Genomic DNA, 21,242 nt, shown 5'->3' with positions numbered 1-21,242 from the left:
TAATGCGAAGTAGTTTACTCTGGCAAAGTAGTTTATCCTGGTCTTAACAGATCGGGATAAACTACTTTTTAATCCCTGTATTCGGCTTATAAGCAGCATACCATTTTCCGAGCTCCGTCAAATTACCATTCCCATCTACAAGGGCAGAAGACCATAGCCTTGCACTGGTCGGTGAACCAGAAAACCAGCTATACCGCTGTACAAAATCAAGCGCTTCAAGTTTGGGCAATAATCTTTGCATAAAGCCCAGCACCATTTCCGGCGTATATGGATTCTGTGCCATAGTCGTTGCATTATTTGCAACAGTTGCAAATTCAGTGATCCAGATCGGCTTTTTATACTTATCATGCAGCTCCTGTAAAACTTTGACAAAGGCAACATCATCTGTCCCTACATACATATGTACACAGATAAAATCAACACGTCTATTTTGCGCAATTGCCTGATCCAGGAAATCGTACATCCACTGTCTGGTTGGCCAGGCCGTTGCAGGGCTACCTAAGGGCAAGCCTATGGACTCAAGTTTGGGCCACGCAGCAAGTGCCTCCTGTACGGTCATATTTGACTGATCGCCTAAATCAGGCTCATTAAATCCAAGGATAAATTTTGCTTTCCCTTGTACTCCAAGCTGTTTAGCATAGGCAATATTCGAATCACTCACGTTTGATCTGCCCCAGAACATTGGTACAAATTCACAATTTTGCGGTGCGGACTGCAGTGGAAGATCTGTACCCCAGGTATAATACCAATGGCTTTGCAGGTTAATCACATTTCCATACCATGTGCCATTCTGATTATTCACATTGAAATCAGCACCCTTTTTACCGGTAACTACAACAGGATTAACCGGACTGTCTGGTAATGAACTATTATTTTTACTACATCCTGCAGCTACTGCACAAAACAGAAGAAGCCCTGCCTTTAATATCTTGACCATCATTGAAATTTTGTTTAATTTTTCTTCTGCGGAGTATTTATAATGAGTTTTTCAAACGCTGTGAAATCACGGTCGAGCTTCGCAAGCAATTTCGTCTTGACTGCTGGCTCCTTAATAAAAGAATAATTTATACTGTTATAAATGATCTTTTTAATATCATTATAAGTAAATTCAGGATATCTGCTGGCCAGTAAAACATATTGTTCAGTCAGATTGGTCCTCAGCACTCCCGCATCATCTGAGCTAATCACAATGGGTACATTAAATTCTTTATAAAGTGTTACCGGATGACGGTCACCCTTCACTTTCAAAATAAATTCATTACTGAACAGGTTTATTTCTACCGCGATCCCCTTCTCTTTCATATAATTCATCAATGCATAGCTATTTGCTTCATAAGGAATATCTACACCATGTCCAATACGCGAAGCGCCTGCATCATAAACAGCTGAACTAATGTGCCAGGTTAATTCTTCAGGTTTTACCAGTCCAAGCGTAAGTTCACCCGCATGCATTGTATATTTAACCGAAGGATATTTTTTATGGCAGTACCTGAACATTTGCATATGCAACCAATAATCACGCATAGCTACCTCATTATTTTCTGGAGAAAGGATGTTTACACCAACTATAAGCGGGTTTTTACTGGCTGCATCAAAAGCTAAGAGCAACCTTTTGAAAACCTCGCTGGCTTCTAAAGTTCTTACCGTATAAGTCTGGTAACGCATAATAAATGAATCATCATCCAAATGCATCGCATGATGTAATTTGTTAATGGTATTTTCACTGAAGTTATCTGCACAGGAAAAGATGTTTTTTTCCATGAGCTTACCATAAAGTGTATCGAGTAACGCCTGGCAATACTGCTCATCTTTTTGCTGCAGTACAGTATGAAATTTCGGATCAAATTGTAAGCTCAGGTCATTGATAGGGGCACATTTAATAGAGCCAAGCATGGTTTCTATATAGCTTACATGTTCTTTGACTGCTCTGTTTTTTATTTCCAGTAATCCAGAATCGATATTTTTTTCACTTGCAACATCAAAACTAGGAAAGGTTTCAAAGAATTGCTTATCAGAAGGAATGCTAACATTATTATAATCTTTAACAGACCATTTCTTTAATAGCCTGAATTTATAGTCATCCAGCTGGCCTTCTTTTTTCAGGGAACCTAGCTTGCTCCATTCTTTATCTTCTGCTGGTTTCTTTTCGGCTATTGCCAGTGTTTCCCTGTTGATGAAGTAATTATTTTTAACAATATAATCGATAAAACTTTCTGCATAAACAGAGCCACTATAATGGTGATGAAGATCGCCTCCCTTAGGCATTTGCGAAAAGAAAGCAGTAAGCTTTGATGGATTATTCCTGATTTTTTCCAGATAATTACTTACGGATTGAGCTTGGGCTTGAAATAAAATAAAGGCAAAAAATACAGTAAAATACTTTTTCATTAACTGGATTGGATTATTATCAGGTAAATCAATATCCAAACATACCATAGATATTTCAAAATATACAGGAGTAAATCAGCTTTATTTTTCCGGTTTAAAAAACAAATATGCCTTTAAGCCATTGTCAATTGCGTGCAGCGCAAGCTGTCGCAACCCCTCATCTCCTTTAACCATAGCAGTCAATAATAACTTCTTTTTGATTAAATACGCTTGCGCATGCTTTTGATCAAACTTTAAAACCCAATCAATATTATAAATCAGATCGCAATATTTAACGGTCTGGGCAATTGGACTAATTTTCATCAAACGTTCGGCTTCCCGTGCTTTTCGTTCCAGCTTAGTCAACCTTGGATAAGCAGTTTTTGTAAAAACATCGGTAAGTTCAGTCACATTAAATGCGATTTTATTAGCGTTGGAAACCGTATAACCAAAGCTAATCAAAGCCGCTATCAGCTCTTCTTCATTCGTATTTGTATCTTCCAGCAAATCATGACAAAGACCAGTTTCATAGCCAAGGGCAACGACTGGTGCTGCCATTTCAGCAACAGCCAGCAAATGATCAAAGTATGGTTTTCCGGTACGTTTTATAAGTTGTCCGGCATGCTTTGATGCTACCCAATCCGCTAATTTTTCATCGGCTATCATTTGATCTTATCAAGTTTCAGATAACCTAAATTGATGATATCTTTTTCCTGTCCTGATGAAGGGGTAATCAATAAATGATAATGGTCTTTAAATTCATCAGCAAGGATATCCTCGATTCTATAAATATCATCTACATCTATCCCGTATTTTTCATCAATATGGGACCCCGCACCTTTAACTTTATTATTTTTAAAAAATACAGTTTTCTTTGCCTCCTGAATGGCCTGTGTACGTTCTTCGTGCACACTCAAAACCGTATAATGCTGTTCTTCCAGAATATCAGGCTGATACCCGCCAAGGTTAATAAAGAAGAGCTTTTTCGGTGAAAGTAAAGGCGATGACGGTAAAGGGGCTTCCTCTTTTAAAACAACCTTAACCTGATAGCCATCTACCATCGTTATCTCGCGCCAGCCATCTAAATGAATACTATTACCTGCTTCTGGCCAAAAAGAGCGAATGGAAGGAACCAGTTCCTTCAAGTTACGTGCGATACCAAAAAAGAAATCGTGCTGCTCGACATTCCTTTTGGGGGCTTTCGAGCCTAATAAAATCATGTATAATTTAAGTTCTCCTGATATTTCTTCGTTCATTTTATGCTAATAATTGTTTGATAATTGCAGCAGATGCCGCTTCACTGAAATCCAGACCAGAATAGTCAGGATTGTAACCACCAATATAAGGTACCGCCATGATATAAATACGATCATTCAACGCTCCATAGGAATCAACTACCTGAAAATGATCATTAATTGCAATTCCTGAAACTTTCAAATAATAGTCTTCATTTTGATCCACTGTTACTTCTTTACCATGCGCTAATGCCTTTTGACCTTCTTCTGCAGAACGGAATTTAAGCTTGGCCGGGCTCACAGTTCTTCCGCTTACTAAACTTTTAAAAGGAAAATCTTCAAAAGCCAGGTGAGGCTGACCTACACAATCTACATAAGTATTAAAATATACGGATTGTTCCTTTCCGGCCTCATCAGTATAATGGTAGGTTGCACCACCCTCATCCATCGCTTCAATGTGACTATCGTCCCCTACCGGAATAAGTTCCAGCACACCTGCCTCATACATCGCTAACATTTCTTCACTCGAACTTTGAGGAATATAAGCGATTACGATAGAAATTAATGGGGTCAGAGATTTATGTAAACGCTGCATATCTTCTGCGGAGAGATACTTTGCCGGATAATTCAAGGCAAAACTCAAGACGCCCAACATTTCCTTCCAATAAACGGATTTCTTCCTGGAGATTGATTTTTCAGCTTCGGCATATTCAGCCTTCAGCAATTGAAAAGGATCAAGACGCTCTCTTAATTCCATCATTGCGTCCACAAACTCTTCCAGGTTCATGTCTTTTATCTTTTCATAAAACTCAGGTTCCTTTTCTTTTATCGGCAACTTGAAATCATTTTCGAATATATAATCTAAAGATAAAAAACCATGATTTGAGGCGATATGTTCAGCGATTTCTTCTTTAGTCAATAAAGAATCATTGGATAAGTGGGAATCTTCCAAATGAAACCTGACTGCAGGTAACATTCCGTTCCGCGTGTGTAATACCAATTTAAAGTTGGGACTATGGTCAAGCAGCTGATAAGAAAGGTTACCATTATTATCCTTATCAAAAGTCCCATTATGGCGGGCAAGCGTTCTGATAGCATCAACTGCAGTTAAGGAAGATCCTTTGATAGCAACCGGATGGTCAAGCTTTAAGGCCAGCTTAACAGGCGGATATGGGGAATCAAAAAATCCGGGAACTTTCCCTTCATGCTTATCCGGCCATTTATGACCTGTGCAGATAATCACCTGGTCAAATTCAAATTGTTCCTTCCCGTTTATCTCTACTATTATCTTTTTCTGAGCTGGAACATCTGTAATATCTGTTACCTCAGTCTTATAATACACCTGGTAATCTATACCATTTTTGCTGGCCATCTTTTTTAACAGCTCAAATTGAGCTGTTAAATATTGACCGAAAAGCAGCCGTGGAAGAACTTTATATTCATTAAAACGCAAGGGATCAATATGAAACTTATCAAGCGTATCTTTGGGAACGGATTTAATCCAGTCGGCAAGTGAAGTGACCAATAGTGGGATTTCATTGCTTGATACATTGGTAATATGCTCATCATTAGCCCCTTCTGAACTATAAGGCATACCTGCACCTAATTTATTTTTTCTTTCAAATATCTTAATCACCAGATCTGTCGTACCCGATTCTATCAACCGTTTGAACATGAACAAGCCACTCGGGCCACCGCCAAGAATACCAATATGTTTAATGTTTTCCAATTTTTTGCAGTCTTAAATGAAGATTACAGCATCAACACCATTTGTTATTAAATGTTTTACGGGAAATTATTTTTAGCTGGAAATGATGATTTTCATAAGCTATTTTTCAGATGAAAAACAAATTATATCTTTTCTTGTTTTTTTACGATTATTGCGTGTTTTTATTCTTAGTTATGACTAATTCCTTCGACAAAAATATATCAAATGATCATACACTTGCTGCAAGTGAGGCCCGTTTTGCAGCGCTGGTCAACGCTACTTCTGATGTAATTTATAGCATGAGCGCAGATTGGCAAGTGATGCGTGAATTGGATGGCCGTGGTTTTTTAAAGGACACTCACGAGCCTACGAATGATTGGAAGGCAAACAATATCCATCCAGAGGATATGGAAAAGGTAAAGGCATCCATAGCTGATTCCATACGTGAAAAGAAAATATTTCAATTGGAACATCGGGTAATCAGAGCTGATGGTACACCTGGCTGGACATTTTCAAGAGCAGTTCCAATAATGGATGATCAGGGTCAAATCATGGAATGGTTCGGTACTGCCAGTGATATTACTGAACGCAAAAATACTGAAGAAGCTTTAAGAGAATCCAGAGCGCAATCCGACCAGCAAAAAAGAGTATATGAAACAATTATATCAGGTACACCAGATCTGATGTATGTTTTTGATCTTGATTACCGCTTTACTTATGTAAATAGCGCACTTCTTTCCATGTGGGGCAAAACCTGGGAAACTGCCATAGGAAAAAGGTTAATAGAAAACGGATACGAGCCCTGGCATGCTGAGATGCATGAAAAGGAGATCGATCAGATTAAAATAACCAAACAACCCATTCGCGGCGAAGTGGCTTTTCCACATGCCACTTTAGGGAGACGGGTTTATGATTACATTTTAACGCCAGTACTCAATGAGCAAGGTGAGGTAGAAGCTGTAGCCGGCACTACACGAGATGTTACTGAACGCAAACAATGGGAGGAGTCACTGGAAAAAAGTGCGGAGGAATTACAAAATATTAACGAGCAGATTGCCGCTACCAATGAAGAAATGGCTGCTACCAACGAAGAACTCGCTGCAACCAATGAAGAACTCGCCGCCTCCAACGAAGAGTTGATTGCAATGAATGAGGAAATGGCCTTTATTAATCAGGAACTGGTTATTGCCCAGCAAAAGATTGAGGAAAGTGAACTGGCCTTTCGTTTAGCCGTCAATGCGGCTAATTTTGGCACCTGGTTTATTCATTCAGTTACACTGGAATTCGTTACTGATGCCCGCTTAAAAGAACTATTTGGCTATTATCCTGAGCAATCGCTTTCTATTGAGCAGGCACTAGCCCAGATTCCTGAAGAATACCGTAGTTACGTAGCGGCAAAAATGGATAACGCTATTTATAACAATGGCGATTACGATGTTACCTATCCTGTAATCGGGCTTAATGACAACCGGTTACGCTGGCTAAGGGCAATTGGTAATTTAAAAATGGATCCATCCGGTACTTTTTCTGCTTTTACCGGTGTGGTGATGGATATTACAGAACAATACCTGGCAGCCACAGAAATTAAACGTGCAGAAGAAAATCTGCGCATAGCGATTGATGCTGCCGGATTAGGTACTTTTTATATCAATGCTAAAGATCGTAGTTTTATAGTGTCATCAAAGCTAAAGGAGTTCTTTGGATTCTATCCGGATGATGAAGTTACTTATGAGGCAGCCCTCAACCAGATCCATCCAGATTATCGGCAAGAAGTTTCAGATTTGGCTGAATCCGCTTTTACCAAAGGTACGCGGTTTGACTCAGAGCACCCGATCATTGGTTACCACGATGGCAAAATTCGCTGGGTACGTGGAATTGGTGAGATGCAATATAGCGAGAGTGGGGATTACTTTACCGGTATCCTTCATGAGATTACGGAGAAAAAACAGGATGAAATCCGCAAAAATGATTTCATAGGAATGGTCAGTCATGAATTGAAAACGCCGCTTACTTCAATCAAAGGCTATATGCAGCTATTACTTGTCAAGCTGACAAAACAGGAAGATGATTTCATTATAAATGCATTGGAAAAAGTAAATGCCCAGGTCACAAAGATGACTGGTATGATCAATGGATTTCTGAATATTTCCAGGTTAGAATCTGGTAAAATACATATAGACCGCCAAAACTTTGATCTTGCTTTACTCCTCAAAGAATCAGAAGACGAGTCTTTGGCAACTATATTAAGCCATCAAGTCATATTTGACCCAGTTAAAACGACCATTTTGAGTGCTGACCGGGATAAGATCGGACAGGTAATCCATAACCTGATTAGTAATGCAGTAAAATACTCTCCTCAGGACAGTATAATTAACGTAACCTGTTCCATAGCACATGGTACTGTAAAAATCAGTGTAAAAGACCAGGGAATGGGTATTAAAACTGATGACATTGGTAAAATATTTGACCGGTATTATCGTGTGGAAGGTAACCATATGTACTCGATTTCTGGTTTTGGAATTGGCTTATATCTTTGTGCTGAAATCGTTCACCGGCACCATGGCCAGATATGGTGTGAAAGTGAATTCGGCAAAGGCTCAACATTCAGCTTTAGCCTGCCACTTCCACAATCTTAATTCAGGATTTTAAAAACCTTATCATGCTCATCTTGTTATAACCATCTGATTAACTTATGAGATATGCTGACTATCATTCCAAATTTACCCGATCATGTATTCGGTGTGCGCGCTAGTGACGAGGTCACTCAAGATGACTTAAAGCAGGTATTATTACCTGGGTTGGAGGCATTAAGTGAACGCTATAAAGAAATTTATTATCTATTGGTGCTGGAGACGGATGTGAAGAACTTTACAGCCGGGGCCTGGATACAGGATCTGATTGCAGGTGTTAAACACCTCACCCAATGGAAAAAAATGGCCATTGTAACCGACCAGAAGTCTGTTGAAAAATTCACAGATATTTTCAGTTATGTAAGCCCTGGAGAAGCTAAAGGCTACGAGCTGTCGGAATTACCGCAGGCAATTGACTGGTTAAGTATCAAAGAATCTTAATAACTATTAAACCTAAATTTATGAACTATAGAAAACTCATTAAAGGTGTAATATACGGCCAAAAAGATAATAATCTGACTGCCTTTGCACTTCTTGCCGGACTCGCAGCAGGTGCTGCTATAGCTGTATTATTAGCACCCAGATCCGGACGCGAATCCAGATTATTATTGGCAAAAACATTTAACCCTTCAAAAGAGCAGGGACATCATCAAGAGTTGAAGGATCAGCTGCTGGATGATTTGCGAGAAACCAACCGCGAGCATGCTGATCAGTTACAAGGGCCAGAAAATAAACGAAAAGATACGACAAAAATCAGGGTTCCTTCGGCAGGGACTACTGCCTGGAAAAAACAGGCTGTTAAAGAGTAAGGATCAAAGCTGGCTAATCATTTAGCCAGCTCACTTTTTTAACATCGAAAAACGGATACCGGATGACCAGGACCTATTCTGCTTCGGCAAGTTCCTTTACCTTTTGCAGCGCTAATGGCCAGGTTTTCTCCATAAAGTCTACATACTCACCGTTCATATCCATATTTACGCGCCATAGTGTCTGATTACCATTCACCAATTCAAGGGTGTAATTCTCCAAAGCATCTCCCCATTCTTCGTTCTGATAAGTTGTTGGATCTTCAACCCCGTCCTTTATTTCACCTAGATGATGAATGGATAAAAATTTTCCAGGAATACTTTCCACGATCTCAGAAACCATACCATTCCCCTTACCATCTCCAAAAATTGCTTTACTTCCCTTTTTCCAATCTGTCTTTGCCGTTGAACCAGGACAAAAAGGTGCTGTCCATAATTCATACGTATCTTTTCCGATAATCACATCCCACACCTTGTCTGGCAGGGCATTAATCGTAATACTAAATTCCATCTTTTCCATAGCTTCTTTCTTTTCTTAAAGTTAACACCTCCGTTTAAAATCTATAAGGGGCAATAACGCCATTATCAGGTGCAATTCACGACAAACGCATAAACCCCTGCCAACGTCACGTTAGCAGGGGTTTATCTCAACTTCCAGTACTCAGGAAAATCTATATTAATCCGCGTTTTTCTTCAACCATTCCAATCTTCGCTGATCAGCAAGTTGTTTTACTGAAAAACCTTCAAATTTCGCGTTGAAACCATTTCCATCAGGACTAGCTGCCATAAATCCAACCATTACAGGCTTATTATCCTGCAAATAGGCATTCCGCAACATCACATATGTTTTATCATCGTAAGAATAAAATATTTCAACAGCGTCAAGCCTTCTTACCGCTTTTATCCAGACAAAATCAGGTGTTTTATCTAGTGTAGTTACACTCCAATCGCTCGTTTTATGTGTCACTACAGTACTTAAATTGTATTTACCATCTACGAATTCGATTCCAGCTTTGATATAATTCTCATGATCGGTACGTAACATTAATCCCATTTGATCGAACCGGACTTTATAGTTTCCGGAAATTTTCACCTTAGCTTCAAATTCTCCACCGTAAGTGCTGTAATAGAAAGGGGCATCATCAACGGTAAAGCCGTAATGTGAAATTCTCCAGTAGTCACTTTGAGGGGTTACAGACATGGTCAGTGCGTTGTTTTTAATTTCCCACTTTTGCGGCTCATTAAACCACTGCATCTTTTCCAAGGTCTGAGCAAATCCTGTTTGCGCAATTACGAATGTAATGATGCATAAAATAATTTTCTTCATTTGTTGTTTTGAGTTAATAACCATACGTTATATTTACGTACAAATGTAAATTCCAGTGAACGGCTCTCCAATGCTGATTAATAACCATATTTAAATGAATATTATCAATACCCTCAATGAAAAACTATTAAAGCAACCTTTTGGAGAAGAGCATACTAAACCCGCAAACCTTGCTCAATACCAATATATGGCTTTCATGTATTCCAAAATAGAAAATTCTTTAGCTGTACTTAGTGACATGGAAGCTAATAAAAGTTATATCTATAATGGAAGAGTAGCCAAAGAACTGGGATTTGATGAAAATGATCATGCGAAAGAAATAAATTCCATTTGGGAAGATGATATTTTCAACAAGATCCATCCGGATGACCTTGTTGAAAAACACCTCCTGGAGCTGCAGTTCTTTAATTTATTAAAAAACCTGTCCATCGCTGAAAGATCTGATTACCATGTTAAAAGCAAAATCCGGATGCTCAACAAAGATGGAAAATACAGCTACGTAGAACACCGGATGTTTTATGTATGTAGTTCTTCAAATGGTAGTCTGTGGTTAGCGCTTTGTCTTTATAACCTATCTTATGATGAAACCATAGCAACAGCTGGTGTAATTCTTAATTCTGCTACTGGTGTTATGCTTAAGCCAGATCAAAAAGAGTATAATAAGATACTATCAGTTCGTGAAAAAGAAATATTAAAACTGATCAGGAAAGGTAAAATGAGCAAAGAATTAGCGGACCTGTTATCAATCAGTGTCAATACAGTTAACAGGCACCGCCAGAACATATTAGAGAAACTAAGAGTCAGTAACTCTCTGGAGGCATGCCGCATTGCAGAAAGAATGAACCTGATCTGATTCATTCGCTCTTTTTCTCTCCTCTCCCAATGTTAGCCATGGCTTAAAAAGCAGTGGTTATGCCGTTCAGAATGTTCGAGATGGAAACCTGGTAATGGATGCTTATTTTTCCTCACAAAACCCTTACCTTGCAAGGCTCCATTAAAAACCGGAGTTAATAAAGAAAGATGGCACAGCAAAAGATTCACGTATGGGCAGGGACCACAGATAAGACTGAAGAACAGTTTGATAAATATTTTGATCAGTCTAAATTCATCAAAGACAATTCAGACCTTAATCAGCGCAGCCAGTTCGGTAAAGATCTGAACCTGGAAAAAGCCTATGATGAAGACTGGATTACCGTTTACCATAGCAGAAAAAGGATTAGTATCCAGAGTGCTATTGAGGAGTTACCAATTTGGGACGATCAGTTAGAAGTTGCAATCTACCAGGCCGGCGTAAAAAAGGGGCTTCCATTAATCAATGCGATTATCAGTTATGCAGATGACGAATTGATTATAGAAAAACCATTAAACAGCTATAATAACCTGGTCTATCTGGGCAGCTTTAATAATCCTTCTTAAGTTTAGGATTAAAGCTTATTCTAAACTTACGCCTTAAACATTGATTTGCATTTAATAAACTTGTCAATCATTCCCGAAGGATTATTTTCGTCAAATTCATCAAAGCCAATGATGAAAGCAGGTTCAGGCATAAAAAATTTAATCGCTGCAGTTACTTGTTCTACATAAGCTGCGGCATTACCTTTTGTAGCCATACCTGAATTAATCTCTTTATCCCAGTTTAATTCCTGGTGTTTAGCTGAAACCAGAAATGGTATAATAAACGGAACATATTTGCTGAAAACAGGATTCTCAGTAGTTGTTAACCTCGTATCAGGCCATATATGCATGTCCTTAAGAATAGGTGAAGTATCAACCCCATAAATAGCAGCTGCAGTGCTGATGTTGTTAAATACTTCACCTTTCTTTTCGTTGATATATAATTTAATATATGCCGCTGCCCAAACAGTTGTCCCTTTTGGGTTGACGATAAAATATGGATGATAAGAATTCGTAATGGCCACTCCCCCAACTTGTCCGATGACTAATTTATAAAGTGCATTGAACTGCTCAAAATCGGTTGAAACCTGGTTGGGCTGATCTGTAAATCCATAGAGGTAATAAAATTTAAAATCGCTTAGTAACGGCAATTCTCCGTTGTCATCTTCATTCGTAGTCGTTACTGGTTGTTTCTTTTTGAATAGATCTAATATGCCCATAGGTTAAATTCTGCTAACTGCAATATCAAATATATCGATATCCTGACAAATTGCTTAAATGATCCCGCTTTTAATTGCAAATCCAACGAGCGCAATCGCATTAGGCATATTGCTTTTTTGCTGCATACTTCTGCGGTGGTTGATCACTGTATGTTCACTGACAAATAACTTATCCGCAATCATCTTACTGCTTAAGCCTTCAGCCATCCACGACAACACTTCTTTTTCACGTTTGGAAAAAATCTGATCTTCTTTATTTAAGTAGTAAATTTTCTTACAAATGAGTTCATTTTCCTTCTCTCTGCCGGTATCAACCCGCTCAACAGTTTGCACAACGGGGCTATAGTCTCCAAAATCATTGATTTTTATCAGTATTCCCATGCTATAAACAGGATTTCGCTCCTCGTCTGAGATAAAGCAGTTCCGTTGTAAAAAGTGCTCGTGTTGACCGTACCTGTTCCTGATCAGAGATTGATAAGAGAATATATGATTTTTATGATCTTCGGGTGCTATTTCCTCCAAAATCCGCAAACGGTCCGGAAAAATCTCTTCATCAAACAATCTCAAATGGTCTTGCTGATAGATTTCCAGGGTATGGTTAATACCGTCTTTCAGGAAGCATTCAGCGCTATAGCCTGCGAAGTTTTCAGACATATTAATGTATAAGCCACTTTGGTAATCCAATAGATAGATAAAAGGGATACTATGCATAAAAAACGATTGAGCGAAGTTATTAGCGAGGAAGAAATCATCAAAGCCTGTTAATTTTAACTGTTCAGCTTCGATTCCTCTATTTTTAAGCGCATTCAAATAGTCAAGCCAGGTTGGCTTGTTGTTCGTTTTCATGAGAGCGTTAATTCTGTGCAAACCTGCGTGGAATATACACCACAATATACAGATTATCATTCAGATGGAAAAAAAACGGCAATAATTACAGGCTATTCCTTAAGGGAAAAAGCATTTTTATTCCATAGGAAGGGAATAGATTTCAATACTAAAACGTAAATATAAAAACATGTTCGATTTAGGTATAAAAGACTTAATTTGGAAAAAAATTGTCAACACGATATTCCCTTCCCCAACTTAATGCATCATATTTCGATTGCCCCTGTTCAACTTTCAGGCCCGGATCATCTTAGGGCGCTTGCGATTACCTTAGTTTTCTTTTATCATTATCAGAATTTCGCGCATCCGGATTGGCCAGAAGAAATTATTGGCCTGGGATGGATTGGTGTTGACTTGTTTTTTGTTTTAAGTGGTTTTCTGATTGCCGGACAAATTTTCAGGAGAATCAGCAAAGGAAGACCTTTATCTTTAAAAGAGTTCTTTATCAAACGGACTTTCAGGATCATCCCCGCATATCTGGTTGTATTGATACTTTATCTGGCTATCCCGGTTATCCGTGAAAGAGCACAGCTTGCTCCAATCTGGCAATACCTCACTTTTACTTTAAACCTGGATCTTGATCTTAGAAAAACCGGCACCTTTACACATGCATGGTCATTGTGCATAGAAGAACAATTCTATTTGATATTGCCATTGATAGTATTGCTGATCCAATATTTTAAACTTGGTAAAAAATCAGTATATATTTTCACAGGCTTCTTTATCTTAGGATTTGCACTTAGATTATGGAGCTGGAACCAGTTAGTTGCACCACATTTAAGCAGCGATGGTTTTTTATTTATATGGTACAAGTATATATATTATCCAACTTACAATCGGCTTGATGGCTTATTAACCGGCGTAGGAATTGCAGCAATCTTTGCTTTTTATCCGCTGGCTTATCAAACAATAAATAAATATGCAAACTGGCTGCTCCTATCTGGTCTGCTCCTTTTATTAAGCGCTTGTTTTATCTGCATTAATCCGCATAGTTTTAACAGCTCCATTTTTGGCTTTCCTTTGATATCGCTGGCTTTCGGTGCTATCGTAGCTTCAGCCGTGTGCCCGGATTGTATACTTTATAAATTTAAATCAAAATTCACTTTCCACCTGGCAGCATTATCTTATTCAATCTACCTGATTCATAAGATCACGATCCATATGACCCAAAATCTATTGGAGCAGGCAGGACTTGAAAAAGACAGTAGCTTAACATTGATTTTCTGTATTGGAACAACCTTTTTAGGTGCTGTTATCTTGAGATATTGCATTGAGTTGCCATTTCTCAGGATAAAAGATAAAATATTAGCCAGCTCTTAAGCACAGGCTATGGGCATTATCAGATCATGGCTCAACTCCCATTGGTTGGGTGGACGCTTTATGCCTGGATACCAGCTTATCGGGTACCAAACTTAACGATGCAATGAAATTTATCAGGTTCTGTGTCAGTACTGAGATTTACCGGTTAGCATTAATCCCCGATACTGGAGATAGTCCAAGGTATTTACTTCCAGCTTATAAAGATTACTATACAGATGCAATGATTCTGGAAAAAGACCCTTTATATACTCAATTATATCCTCTGGCTAACAGGATAGTAAGTTTTACAGACGATGGCGCCTTAGTAACTTTAAGAAAGATTGGCAAGAAAATAGACAGCATTTATTTGAATGGCAAATAATAAGTTTTAATGTACTGCTTATAAAACCACGCAATTGTCCAGCTTTATAAGTTACACTATTGCGTGGTTTTTCTTTTAAAAAAATACTATTTTTAACTTATGCTGTCCTATTCCTTAATTGATACGTTGAAAACCACACTGCAAAAAAGCAAAGTACAAAAACTGGCTTCAATTGCAGGAAAACAAACCTTTTCGGTACAAGAACTCATCGATATAACTTTTCATCAAGACGAACAAATCGCTTTCAGAGCTGCGTGGATTTTAGAAAACATATTTTCTTTACATCAGGACAGATTTTTTCCTCATGCTACCTATTTTCTGTTCAAATTTCCAGCCCAAAACAACCTTTCAGCACGCAGACATTACAGCAAAATTCTGGCTTTAATGACTAAAAAAAGTGCATCAGCTGCTTTAAAAGAGTTGCTGGCTAATTATGATACCGAGGCTCTGGTGAATACAGTCTTCAGCTGGCTGATAGACGAAGAAGTACCAGTGGCCATTAAGTCACACTGCCTGAACATCTTAGCCAATCTAAGTATTAAACATAGCTGGATTAAAGAAGAACTTATTCAAACCATGGATTTCCTTATTGATAAAGAAAGTATTGGATTTTATTCAAAAGTAAAACAGATCAGAAAACAGTTGAAATAAGTTCATTCCTGTAATTCATTCAGAAGAAAAACGAATCTGCCAGGGCCGACTTTGAACGGTAGCTAGTAAATCATGCGGATAGCCTAAAGAAACGGCGCTCAGTTGATCGAGCTGGGTAAGATGAGCCGGAGTTAATTGAATAGAAGCAGTTTTTATACTATCGTTGATATGATGAATTGTACGCGCACCAACGATTGGAAGAACTGATCAGGCTGCAAGAGTAAGCCCTATCAATCTTCGAACCCGGAAGGTTATAAATCTAGTTTCATTTTTAATGCGAGGATATGTTTACATAAACCTCTCTTATTTTGATGCGTAGTAAACCAGTTACAAGTACATTGAAAATCATCCTGCTTTCCCAGAACTGTATGTATCACTCCCGAACTTCCTTTGACCTGGGCTTTTATACTATTTTGATCCTGTACTAAGATTTCAACATCCCCCTGGTTAATTAGCTTAATGGCACTCTGCATTCTGGGATTCAAGCTTTTAAGCCGGGATAATTTAAACGGTAATTTTCTGTAAAAATAAGAATTAGTGTGTAAGTCATAACCTAATAAGCCAATACTGGAAAGGGAAGCCTGCAAAGTATCCATGGTCTGAAATTGAAGATCATTTGCAATAGATATAAGCGTTGGCTGAAAGATTTCATTCGTTTTGAATTGATGATTAATAGTTGATATCAGTTCATCAGAAACTTCAGTAGTCAGATTTTCAAGATTTTTTCCTTCTCCTGAAAATCCTCTGTAAACTCCATCAGATAATAAGAATAACATACGGATATCTTTAAAATCTAATATAACTGCGATGCTTTGCTGATCCTGACTTTGATAAAAAGAAACATGATCAGTAAACATCAATAAGTTTTCGATCAGCCCCATTCTATGAATACCTCCAATCCTGACACTTCCTGGTTTTGGCAGCGTAGAGAAACTATAAGTATTACCTGACTTTAAAAGAAAGTAAGCTACTTTAACGGGTGTCTTTGGCAAACCTCTAAACAATTGTATAGCCTGGATTCTGTCAAGTTTAAAAATCAAATTCATTTGAGCTAAATAAACCTGCACATTTCCCAATCCTTTGATCCACCGGTCTGGCAAACTTACTTTCTTCTCTGTAGTTGAAGCATTTTCAGTAATAACCTGCATTTCTTTGGACCCCACAGCAATTAGCAGTTTTTCATTTCTCACAACTGAATTAAAGGCTCTTATAGTGGCATCGTTAAAATCTACATTGGTACAACCCGATTGAATAAATTCACCATCTATGCCTTCTTTAAGCACATCTATTCTTGCATATACACTATTACAAGAAGAAAATGCTTCAAAATGCAACTGCTCATTGCCTACAGAAACAATCGGATCACGCAGACTTATCCGCTGATCAGGGGTAATTGCAAAATGAGCACGAACGGTTTTGGCCATTGCGCTTAAGCATTTTGAAGCAACAAATGAATTGATAATATTTCCATAAAAAAAACAGGGTATATTATTATCTTTCTCTACTTCTGAACAGTGAGCAAGCATAAAAGACTTGTCTGCTCCTTTAATCGCTATGGTAGAAGAGCTTTTATAGTGATATTCAAAATCCTGCATCATTTGCTTTTCAATTTTGATAAAGTATCAGTATCAATTTCCTTATGCAGGGATTTGGACCAATCCAGATAATAAGCAATAATTTTCTTGCTGTTCGCGGGCAATCTACCGGCATCAAAATGCTGAATACAACTTTCTAATACCAACAGCTGAAATTCTTTTATTTTGATAGCATCCACAGGCTTATCAAAGTATTCTATAAGTCTATTGACGGGAGAAAAATTCAGTGAGATCAATTTCCCTATTATTTCAGCCAAAAGCGTTAAATCTTGCTGTTTGCCTAAAATTGAAAGCTGAATGTACTCCGAAGCCAGCTCCCTGGAAATTTTCTTTTCGAATACTAAACAGACCGCAATATAGAGCCATCCGCTATCATAAATTGTCAATTGATGATCCAGCAAAAATTGAAGTGGATAAAGGCAATCTTCCAGTTCTGCGACCTCATTTCCACTGGAGGTATCGGGAATATATCTGCATAACAAAGCTTCCAGATATTGGGGTGTCAAACTCATCTGGTAAGGAATCTCTTCTCTGTAACCTGCTTTAAATGGAGCCAGATTATAAAAAAGGGACGGATAAGATGTTGTTTTCTTTTTATAGAACCACGCAGCGTTCCAGTTATCTTCTAATGCTAAACGATACCAGGTAGCATATTCATTTTTATCAATCTCAACACTAAAGTTGAGCTTAAAAGGTTTACAAACAGCTGGATATTCTTTAGCACTGGTACTTCCGAATACATTTAAAGTAGCAGATGGATGTTTTATCCTGGTAAGCTGTGTCCAAAGCGGCAATAACTCTTCGTTTAGTTCAGCCTGGTCAGTAATGTCAAGCGCGTAATGAATTGCGGCCGTATAATTCCCTTTTAATGTTTTGGCTAAATGGATACTTTCTTCATCAGCTAAGGAATAAAGCGTTCTGTTACAGGCGACAATCAAATCCTCAAGTTCAACCTTTACCTTTTGTGTTTCATATTGGAGCAGACGTTCAATAAGTGTTTTGGGATGAATATAAAACGGGGCATGCGTAGGTGTAGAAAGAAAAGGTACTTTAGGATTGGAAACTGAATTACCAGAGGCTAAACTATTGGAGGCCAGCTTTTGCTGCATCCACAGGCACTTATGTTTTAAAAATGGCACAACTTCACTCTCCTTGTTGTCAATCATCTGCTTATTGATCCAATAGTCCATGAACTCAGTAAAACAAGTCATCACCTCATTTCCCCAGAACTTGTTAAAAAGCTGTTTACCATACGGTTTAAGTTGCTTCTCAAAGCCTGAAGGGATGATATCCTGCAACTGATTTAATCCTTCGAAAAACAGGTCTATATCTAATGCCGACTTCGTTCTGATACAAGCCCCTACCTGAAAAAGCAGTTCTTCCCAGGTAGACGGAATATTCACAGGGACAAGCAGTATATCTTCTGCTAATCGGGGATGTTCGACTTCAGGTTTATGGTTAACAATTTTAGATTCTTGGTTGTGAACCTCCGGATTTATAGCTGCTGATATGGTATTCAGGCCAAGAATAGTTTTAGGTTTGTCTTTTAAGTTAGTTAAATAAGGCGACACGAGTTCCCTTAAAAATCCTTTATCAGTGTATTTAACCAACATCAATGCAGTTCTTTCCTGGATTTTAACATCAGGCTGTATCAAGAGTAAGGACAAGTGTTCGGCAATCCCGTTATCTTTATAATCAGGTTTAGATAATAAGTAATCTAATATTTCCAGGCTCGTCAGAATTGATTTCTCCCCTTTCTCTTTTGAAAAAATAGCTGGGATATTAGCTATAAATCCAGCTGCATCAAAGTTTTCGGCTTTGTATAGCAAATGGATTTGTTTGACCGCAAAATTAATCAGACTTGCGCTTCCGGTATTGAGTAAGGAAAATAAGAGATTTTGATAGCTTAAGTATTCTGCTGAAGTGGTTTTCAAAAGCTCCAATAGCCGGATATGCCAATCCAGCTGTGGTTTTTTCCAATTGTTCAAAAGTGACTCCATGAGCTGTTGAACAAGCAGCCGGTTAAATACATATCCCTTTTCTAAAAGCAACTGGAATACTTCTGTCCAGAATTCAGTTACTCTTTTACAAACAAATCCATTGGGGGTATCCCATTTTGAGGTATCTAAAACTGGAACCTCATATTTATAAAACTGAAGAAAAACTTTTGTCAATACTTCTGGATTCTGCCACAGAAAATCAGCATCTTTTTGCGTATTTCTTTTAAACATGGGAATAGTAAAGAATACCTTTACAAAAAATTCTTCTTCAAAAGGAATAAGCCCATGCGTATATAAGTCCCATAATATGGTAAAATCAAAATTCTGAAAACGGGCTTTTGAAGCTTCTCTGATCGCTTGATTTAAATATGCTGGTGGGAACAGTTTATACAGTTCTAATAAGGGCCCTGCTCCGAACACACCGGAATTCAAATACTGCCACAATGGGTTTTGAACCCAGCCATTCTTATTATTTTCTGTTAGTTTAAGTTCTTGTATTGTCCTTGTGCAAGTAATAAATGCATAATTCAAGGTAGTTTCTATAGCTAATCTATTAGTATAAAAATCAGGCTGAACCTGGTCTTTTACCTGATCGGGTAAAACACCCATTAAATCAATATTAAGATCTAAAGTATGCAGATAAGCAATCATTTCAACACGTTCTTGTGCATTTAAAGTCTTAGTATAATTTAAGATTTCCTGCCAGTTTTTATCTTTTATATATTGTTTTATTGCATTCATATTTTCTTCAATTGGTAATTGGGTTTATTCCTTTTCATCAGCAATAAGAATAATCCAATTCAAACCTGATTATTAATAAATTTGCTTATTGGCGAACTTGCTTATTGGCGAACTTCCTTATTAGCAAATCTGGTTATTAGCAAACCTGATTATCAGTTAACCGCACCTAAAGCGATTAAGTCATCAAAACCTGTTGCATTTTTAAAAGATTTTGCACGCTGCAGCGCCGACATTCCTACAGATTCCGCATTAATATCTGCCCCTTTGCTGATCAGATATTCAAAAATGTCCCGTTTCCCCCAGCCTCCAAGATAAGCCAGTGCATTCACGGGTACTTCTGCGCCTTTTTCAACCAGATATTTAATCAATGATACGTTTTCAGTATCAAAAGCACGGGTTAAAATTGTTTGATTTGAATAAAAACCCATTTGCCAATGCTCTTCTATATAGCCTCTGTTAATCTCTGCACCTCCCTCCACTGCCTCCTGAACTTTCTCCATGTTGTTGTTAGTTACTCCATCATTTAACATCTTTTGAAGTCTTATTGCCTTATTCAAAGGAAAAGCAAGCTGCTCCCAGCCTAATTGATCTTTTGATAGGAGTATTTCATTCAGCTTATCTTTAATTTTACCTTTAGTTTTATAAACTGGCATTAAAGTATAGATTGTGATGATTTCATCTGCCTCATTCCGGCCCTCCTCTTGCTTAGTATTTTTATTCCAATTGTAGTCAACAAGAACTAAACCTTCAATTTCCTGATCCCATGAAAGCTTGTTCCAGGGTGTCTTATTTTGATCAAGAAAAAGTCCTTCAACGATTTGAAATGCCGATTTTTTACGTTCCATTTTTATAGTCATCTCTTTTAACAAGTCAACTATAAAAGTTTCTTCTATGAACTGAGAAGAAGCAAAGCGCCTTAATTCCCATTCTTGCGGTAAACAAAGACACAATTCTATATTTTGAAATTCAAAAAGCCCTGTAGTAAATACGAGTTTAAGGTGAGTACCATTTACTTCGCATTGATTGACATAAATTTCATGTTGAGCACTTAAAGCAATAGTTGACGTTGCGATTAATTTTCCTACGGTACTGGTAAAAAAACTACTGATCGGATTGATTTCCTTAGCTTCCAGATTGTGTATATATTCTTTCCGGCTTATCTTCAAAGCTTTATCCATTCTCGTGAGATTTTAAATGTCGGTTGTAATCAGTGCGGAAGATAACTAAATAAATATATTACGAGATAGCTCAAACATTATTCTTTTACTACAAAAGCAAAAGATTCTTTTAGTAGTAACTATACAGCTTTAGAAACCATATAAATACGTATTAATGCATATGATTAGGCTAATAATTTATAAAAAATTTTTATGTTTGCTGTCTAATACAAAAGATATGAAAGATAACACAATAACAGCCCTTTTAGGTTTTTTCTACATTGGAGTATGGGTATTTATTACTTTGGGAGTTTTATATTGTTCATAGTTATATAATAACATTAC

Annotated in this window: 20 protein-coding genes; 8 read left to right on the top strand and 12 right to left on the bottom strand. The window is 37.7% G+C overall.

Annotated features, from left to right (window positions below):
* Positions 1 to 61: 61 nt before the first annotated feature.
* The 5 genes from AY601_RS05980 to AY601_RS05960 form a co-directional block, all read right to left on the bottom strand.
* Positions 62 to 940, bottom strand: coding sequence for a glycosyl hydrolase (locus AY601_RS05980; RefSeq protein ID WP_232324704.1), 879 nt, complete (start codon positions 938 to 940; stop codon positions 62 to 64).
* A gap of 11 nt (positions 941 to 951) precedes the next feature.
* Entirely contained in the window at positions 952 to 2,388 is a 1,437-nt protein-coding gene (locus AY601_RS05975) for an adenosine deaminase (protein ID WP_068407245.1), read from the bottom strand.
* An 81-nt stretch (positions 2,389 to 2,469) separates the two neighbouring features.
* Positions 2,470 to 3,033 carry a hypothetical protein gene (locus AY601_RS05970; protein ID WP_068397865.1) on the bottom strand — a complete coding sequence of 188 codons (564 nt, stop codon included), beginning with the start codon at positions 3,031 to 3,033 and terminating at the stop codon, positions 2,470 to 2,472.
* Positions 3,030 to 3,623: a DUF1543 domain-containing protein gene (locus AY601_RS05965; RefSeq protein ID WP_068397862.1), complete on the bottom strand. Its 594-nt coding sequence runs from the start codon at positions 3,621 to 3,623 to the stop codon at positions 3,030 to 3,032. The genes AY601_RS05970 and AY601_RS05965 overlap by 4 nt, the downstream gene beginning before the upstream one ends.
* Before the next feature lies 1 nt (position 3,624).
* Positions 3,625 to 5,331, bottom strand: coding sequence for an FAD/NAD(P)-binding protein (locus AY601_RS05960; protein WP_068397859.1), 1,707 nt, complete (start codon positions 5,329 to 5,331; stop codon positions 3,625 to 3,627).
* A gap of 173 nt (positions 5,332 to 5,504) precedes the next feature.
* Here AY601_RS05960 and AY601_RS26005 point away from each other — a divergent pair, with 173 nt between their 5' ends.
* The 3 genes from AY601_RS26005 to AY601_RS05945 all read left to right on the top strand — a co-directional run bounded on the left by AY601_RS26005 (position 5,505) and on the right by AY601_RS05945 (position 8,749).
* Positions 5,505 to 7,946: a PAS domain S-box protein gene (locus tag AY601_RS26005; protein WP_068397856.1), complete on the top strand. Its 2,442-nt coding sequence runs from the start codon at positions 5,505 to 5,507 to the stop codon at positions 7,944 to 7,946.
* A 63-nt stretch (positions 7,947 to 8,009) separates the two neighbouring features.
* Entirely contained in the window at positions 8,010 to 8,381 is a 372-nt protein-coding gene (locus AY601_RS05950) for an STAS/SEC14 domain-containing protein (protein WP_068397853.1), read from the top strand.
* A gap of 20 nt (positions 8,382 to 8,401) precedes the next feature.
* Positions 8,402 to 8,749, top strand: a complete 348-nt coding sequence (locus tag AY601_RS05945) for a YtxH domain-containing protein (RefSeq protein WP_068397850.1) — start codon at positions 8,402 to 8,404, stop codon at positions 8,747 to 8,749.
* Between the two features lie 73 nt (positions 8,750 to 8,822).
* Here the strand turns inward: AY601_RS05945 and AY601_RS05940 are convergent, their stop codons facing one another.
* Positions 8,823 to 9,266 (bottom strand): SRPBCC domain-containing protein, encoded by a 444-nt coding sequence (locus AY601_RS05940; RefSeq protein ID WP_068397847.1) that lies wholly within the window; start codon positions 9,264 to 9,266, stop codon positions 8,823 to 8,825.
* Between the two features lie 156 nt (positions 9,267 to 9,422).
* Positions 9,423 to 10,073: a DUF1349 domain-containing protein gene (locus tag AY601_RS05935; protein ID WP_068407242.1), complete on the bottom strand. Its 651-nt coding sequence runs from the start codon at positions 10,071 to 10,073 to the stop codon at positions 9,423 to 9,425.
* 94 nt (positions 10,074 to 10,167) lie between these two features.
* Here AY601_RS05935 and AY601_RS05930 point away from each other — a divergent pair, with 94 nt between their 5' ends.
* Complete coding sequence (locus tag AY601_RS05930; protein ID WP_068397844.1) at positions 10,168 to 10,926, top strand: response regulator transcription factor; 759 nt, start codon at positions 10,168 to 10,170, stop codon at positions 10,924 to 10,926.
* 167 nt (positions 10,927 to 11,093) lie between these two features.
* Positions 11,094 to 11,489: an immunity 22 family protein gene (locus AY601_RS05925; protein WP_068397841.1), complete on the top strand. Its 396-nt coding sequence runs from the start codon at positions 11,094 to 11,096 to the stop codon at positions 11,487 to 11,489.
* 26 nt (positions 11,490 to 11,515) lie between these two features.
* On the opposite strand, the gene AY601_RS05920 is transcribed toward AY601_RS05925, so the two are convergent.
* Both AY601_RS05920 and AY601_RS05915 read right to left on the bottom strand, forming a co-directional pair.
* On the bottom strand, positions 11,516 to 12,187 hold the full coding sequence (locus tag AY601_RS05920; RefSeq protein WP_068397838.1) for a hypothetical protein: 672 nt from the start codon (positions 12,185 to 12,187) through the stop codon (positions 11,516 to 11,518).
* A gap of 54 nt (positions 12,188 to 12,241) precedes the next feature.
* Entirely contained in the window at positions 12,242 to 13,033 is a 792-nt protein-coding gene (locus tag AY601_RS05915) for a response regulator transcription factor (protein WP_068397835.1), read from the bottom strand.
* 198 nt (positions 13,034 to 13,231) lie between these two features.
* On the opposite strand from AY601_RS05915, the gene AY601_RS05910 reads away from it, so the two are divergent.
* The 3 genes from AY601_RS05910 to AY601_RS05900 all read left to right on the top strand — a co-directional run bounded on the left by AY601_RS05910 (position 13,232) and on the right by AY601_RS05900 (position 15,404).
* A complete protein-coding gene (locus AY601_RS05910) occupies positions 13,232 to 14,392 on the top strand; it encodes an acyltransferase family protein (protein ID WP_157287737.1) in 1,161 nt (386 codons plus the stop codon).
* Positions 14,393 to 14,495: 103 nt separating this feature from the next.
* Positions 14,496 to 14,753: a hypothetical protein gene (locus AY601_RS05905; protein ID WP_157287735.1), complete on the top strand. Its 258-nt coding sequence runs from the start codon at positions 14,496 to 14,498 to the stop codon at positions 14,751 to 14,753.
* Between the two features lie 99 nt (positions 14,754 to 14,852).
* Positions 14,853 to 15,404 (top strand): hypothetical protein, encoded by a 552-nt coding sequence (locus AY601_RS05900; protein ID WP_068397826.1) that lies wholly within the window; start codon positions 14,853 to 14,855, stop codon positions 15,402 to 15,404.
* Between the two features lie 251 nt (positions 15,405 to 15,655).
* On the opposite strand, the gene AY601_RS05895 is transcribed toward AY601_RS05900, so the two are convergent.
* From AY601_RS05895 to AY601_RS05885, 3 genes are all read right to left on the bottom strand, one after another.
* Complete coding sequence (locus AY601_RS05895; protein WP_198163626.1) at positions 15,656 to 17,002, bottom strand: SWIM zinc finger family protein; 1,347 nt, start codon at positions 17,000 to 17,002, stop codon at positions 15,656 to 15,658.
* A complete protein-coding gene (locus AY601_RS05890; protein ID WP_068397823.1) occupies positions 16,999 to 19,740 on the bottom strand; it encodes a DUF6493 family protein in 2,742 nt (913 codons plus the stop codon). Before AY601_RS05890 ends, AY601_RS05895 begins: the two co-directional genes overlap by 4 nt.
* A 152-nt stretch (positions 19,741 to 19,892) precedes the next feature.
* Entirely contained in the window at positions 19,893 to 20,918 is a 1,026-nt protein-coding gene (locus AY601_RS05885; RefSeq protein WP_068397820.1) for an ankyrin repeat domain-containing protein, read from the bottom strand.
* Positions 20,919 to 21,242 lie beyond the last annotated feature (324 nt).

Origin of the sequence: Pedobacter cryoconitis (assembly GCF_001590605.1) — a bacterium.
GTDB lineage: Bacteria > Bacteroidota > Bacteroidia > Sphingobacteriales > Sphingobacteriaceae > Pedobacter > Pedobacter cryoconitis_A.
Note: the sequence above shows the minus strand (reverse complement) of the source record. Positions and strands in the feature narration are given on the sequence as shown.

Bases quoted from the DNA above. Each gene is read 5' to 3' on its own strand.
- AY601_RS05980 (WP_232324704.1), bottom strand. From the start codon at position 940: ATGATGGTCAAGATATTAAAGGCAGGGCTTCTTCTGTTTTGTGCAGTA.
- AY601_RS05975 (WP_068407245.1), bottom strand. From the start codon at position 2,388: ATGAAAAAGTATTTTACTGTATTTTTTGCCTTTATTTTATTTCAAGCC.
- AY601_RS05970 (WP_068397865.1), bottom strand. From the start codon at position 3,033: ATGATAGCCGATGAAAAATTAGCGGATTGGGTAGCATCAAAGCATGCC.
- AY601_RS05965 (WP_068397862.1), bottom strand. From the start codon at position 3,623: ATGAACGAAGAAATATCAGGAGAACTTAAATTATACATGATTTTATTA.
- AY601_RS26005 (WP_068397856.1), top strand. From the start codon at position 5,505: ATGACTAATTCCTTCGACAAAAATATATCAAATGATCATACACTTGCT.
- AY601_RS05950 (WP_068397853.1), top strand. From the start codon at position 8,010: ATGCTGACTATCATTCCAAATTTACCCGATCATGTATTCGGTGTGCGC.
- AY601_RS05945 (WP_068397850.1), top strand. From the start codon at position 8,402: ATGAACTATAGAAAACTCATTAAAGGTGTAATATACGGCCAAAAAGAT.
- AY601_RS05940 (WP_068397847.1), bottom strand. From the start codon at position 9,266: ATGGAAAAGATGGAATTTAGTATTACGATTAATGCCCTGCCAGACAAG.
- AY601_RS05935 (WP_068407242.1), bottom strand. From the start codon at position 10,073: ATGAAGAAAATTATTTTATGCATCATTACATTCGTAATTGCGCAAACA.
- AY601_RS05930 (WP_068397844.1), top strand. From the start codon at position 10,168: ATGAATATTATCAATACCCTCAATGAAAAACTATTAAAGCAACCTTTT.
- AY601_RS05925 (WP_068397841.1), top strand. From the start codon at position 11,094: ATGGCACAGCAAAAGATTCACGTATGGGCAGGGACCACAGATAAGACT.
- AY601_RS05920 (WP_068397838.1), bottom strand. From the start codon at position 12,187: ATGGGCATATTAGATCTATTCAAAAAGAAACAACCAGTAACGACTACG.
- AY601_RS05915 (WP_068397835.1), bottom strand. From the start codon at position 13,033: ATGAAAACGAACAACAAGCCAACCTGGCTTGACTATTTGAATGCGCTT.
- AY601_RS05905 (WP_157287735.1), top strand. From the start codon at position 14,496: ATGAAATTTATCAGGTTCTGTGTCAGTACTGAGATTTACCGGTTAGCA.
- AY601_RS05900 (WP_068397826.1), top strand. From the start codon at position 14,853: ATGCTGTCCTATTCCTTAATTGATACGTTGAAAACCACACTGCAAAAA.
- AY601_RS05895 (WP_198163626.1), bottom strand. From the start codon at position 17,002: ATGATGCAGGATTTTGAATATCACTATAAAAGCTCTTCTACCATAGCG.
- AY601_RS05890 (WP_068397823.1), bottom strand. From the start codon at position 19,740: ATGAATGCAATAAAACAATATATAAAAGATAAAAACTGGCAGGAAATC.
- AY601_RS05885 (WP_068397820.1), bottom strand. From the start codon at position 20,918: ATGGATAAAGCTTTGAAGATAAGCCGGAAAGAATATATACACAATCTG.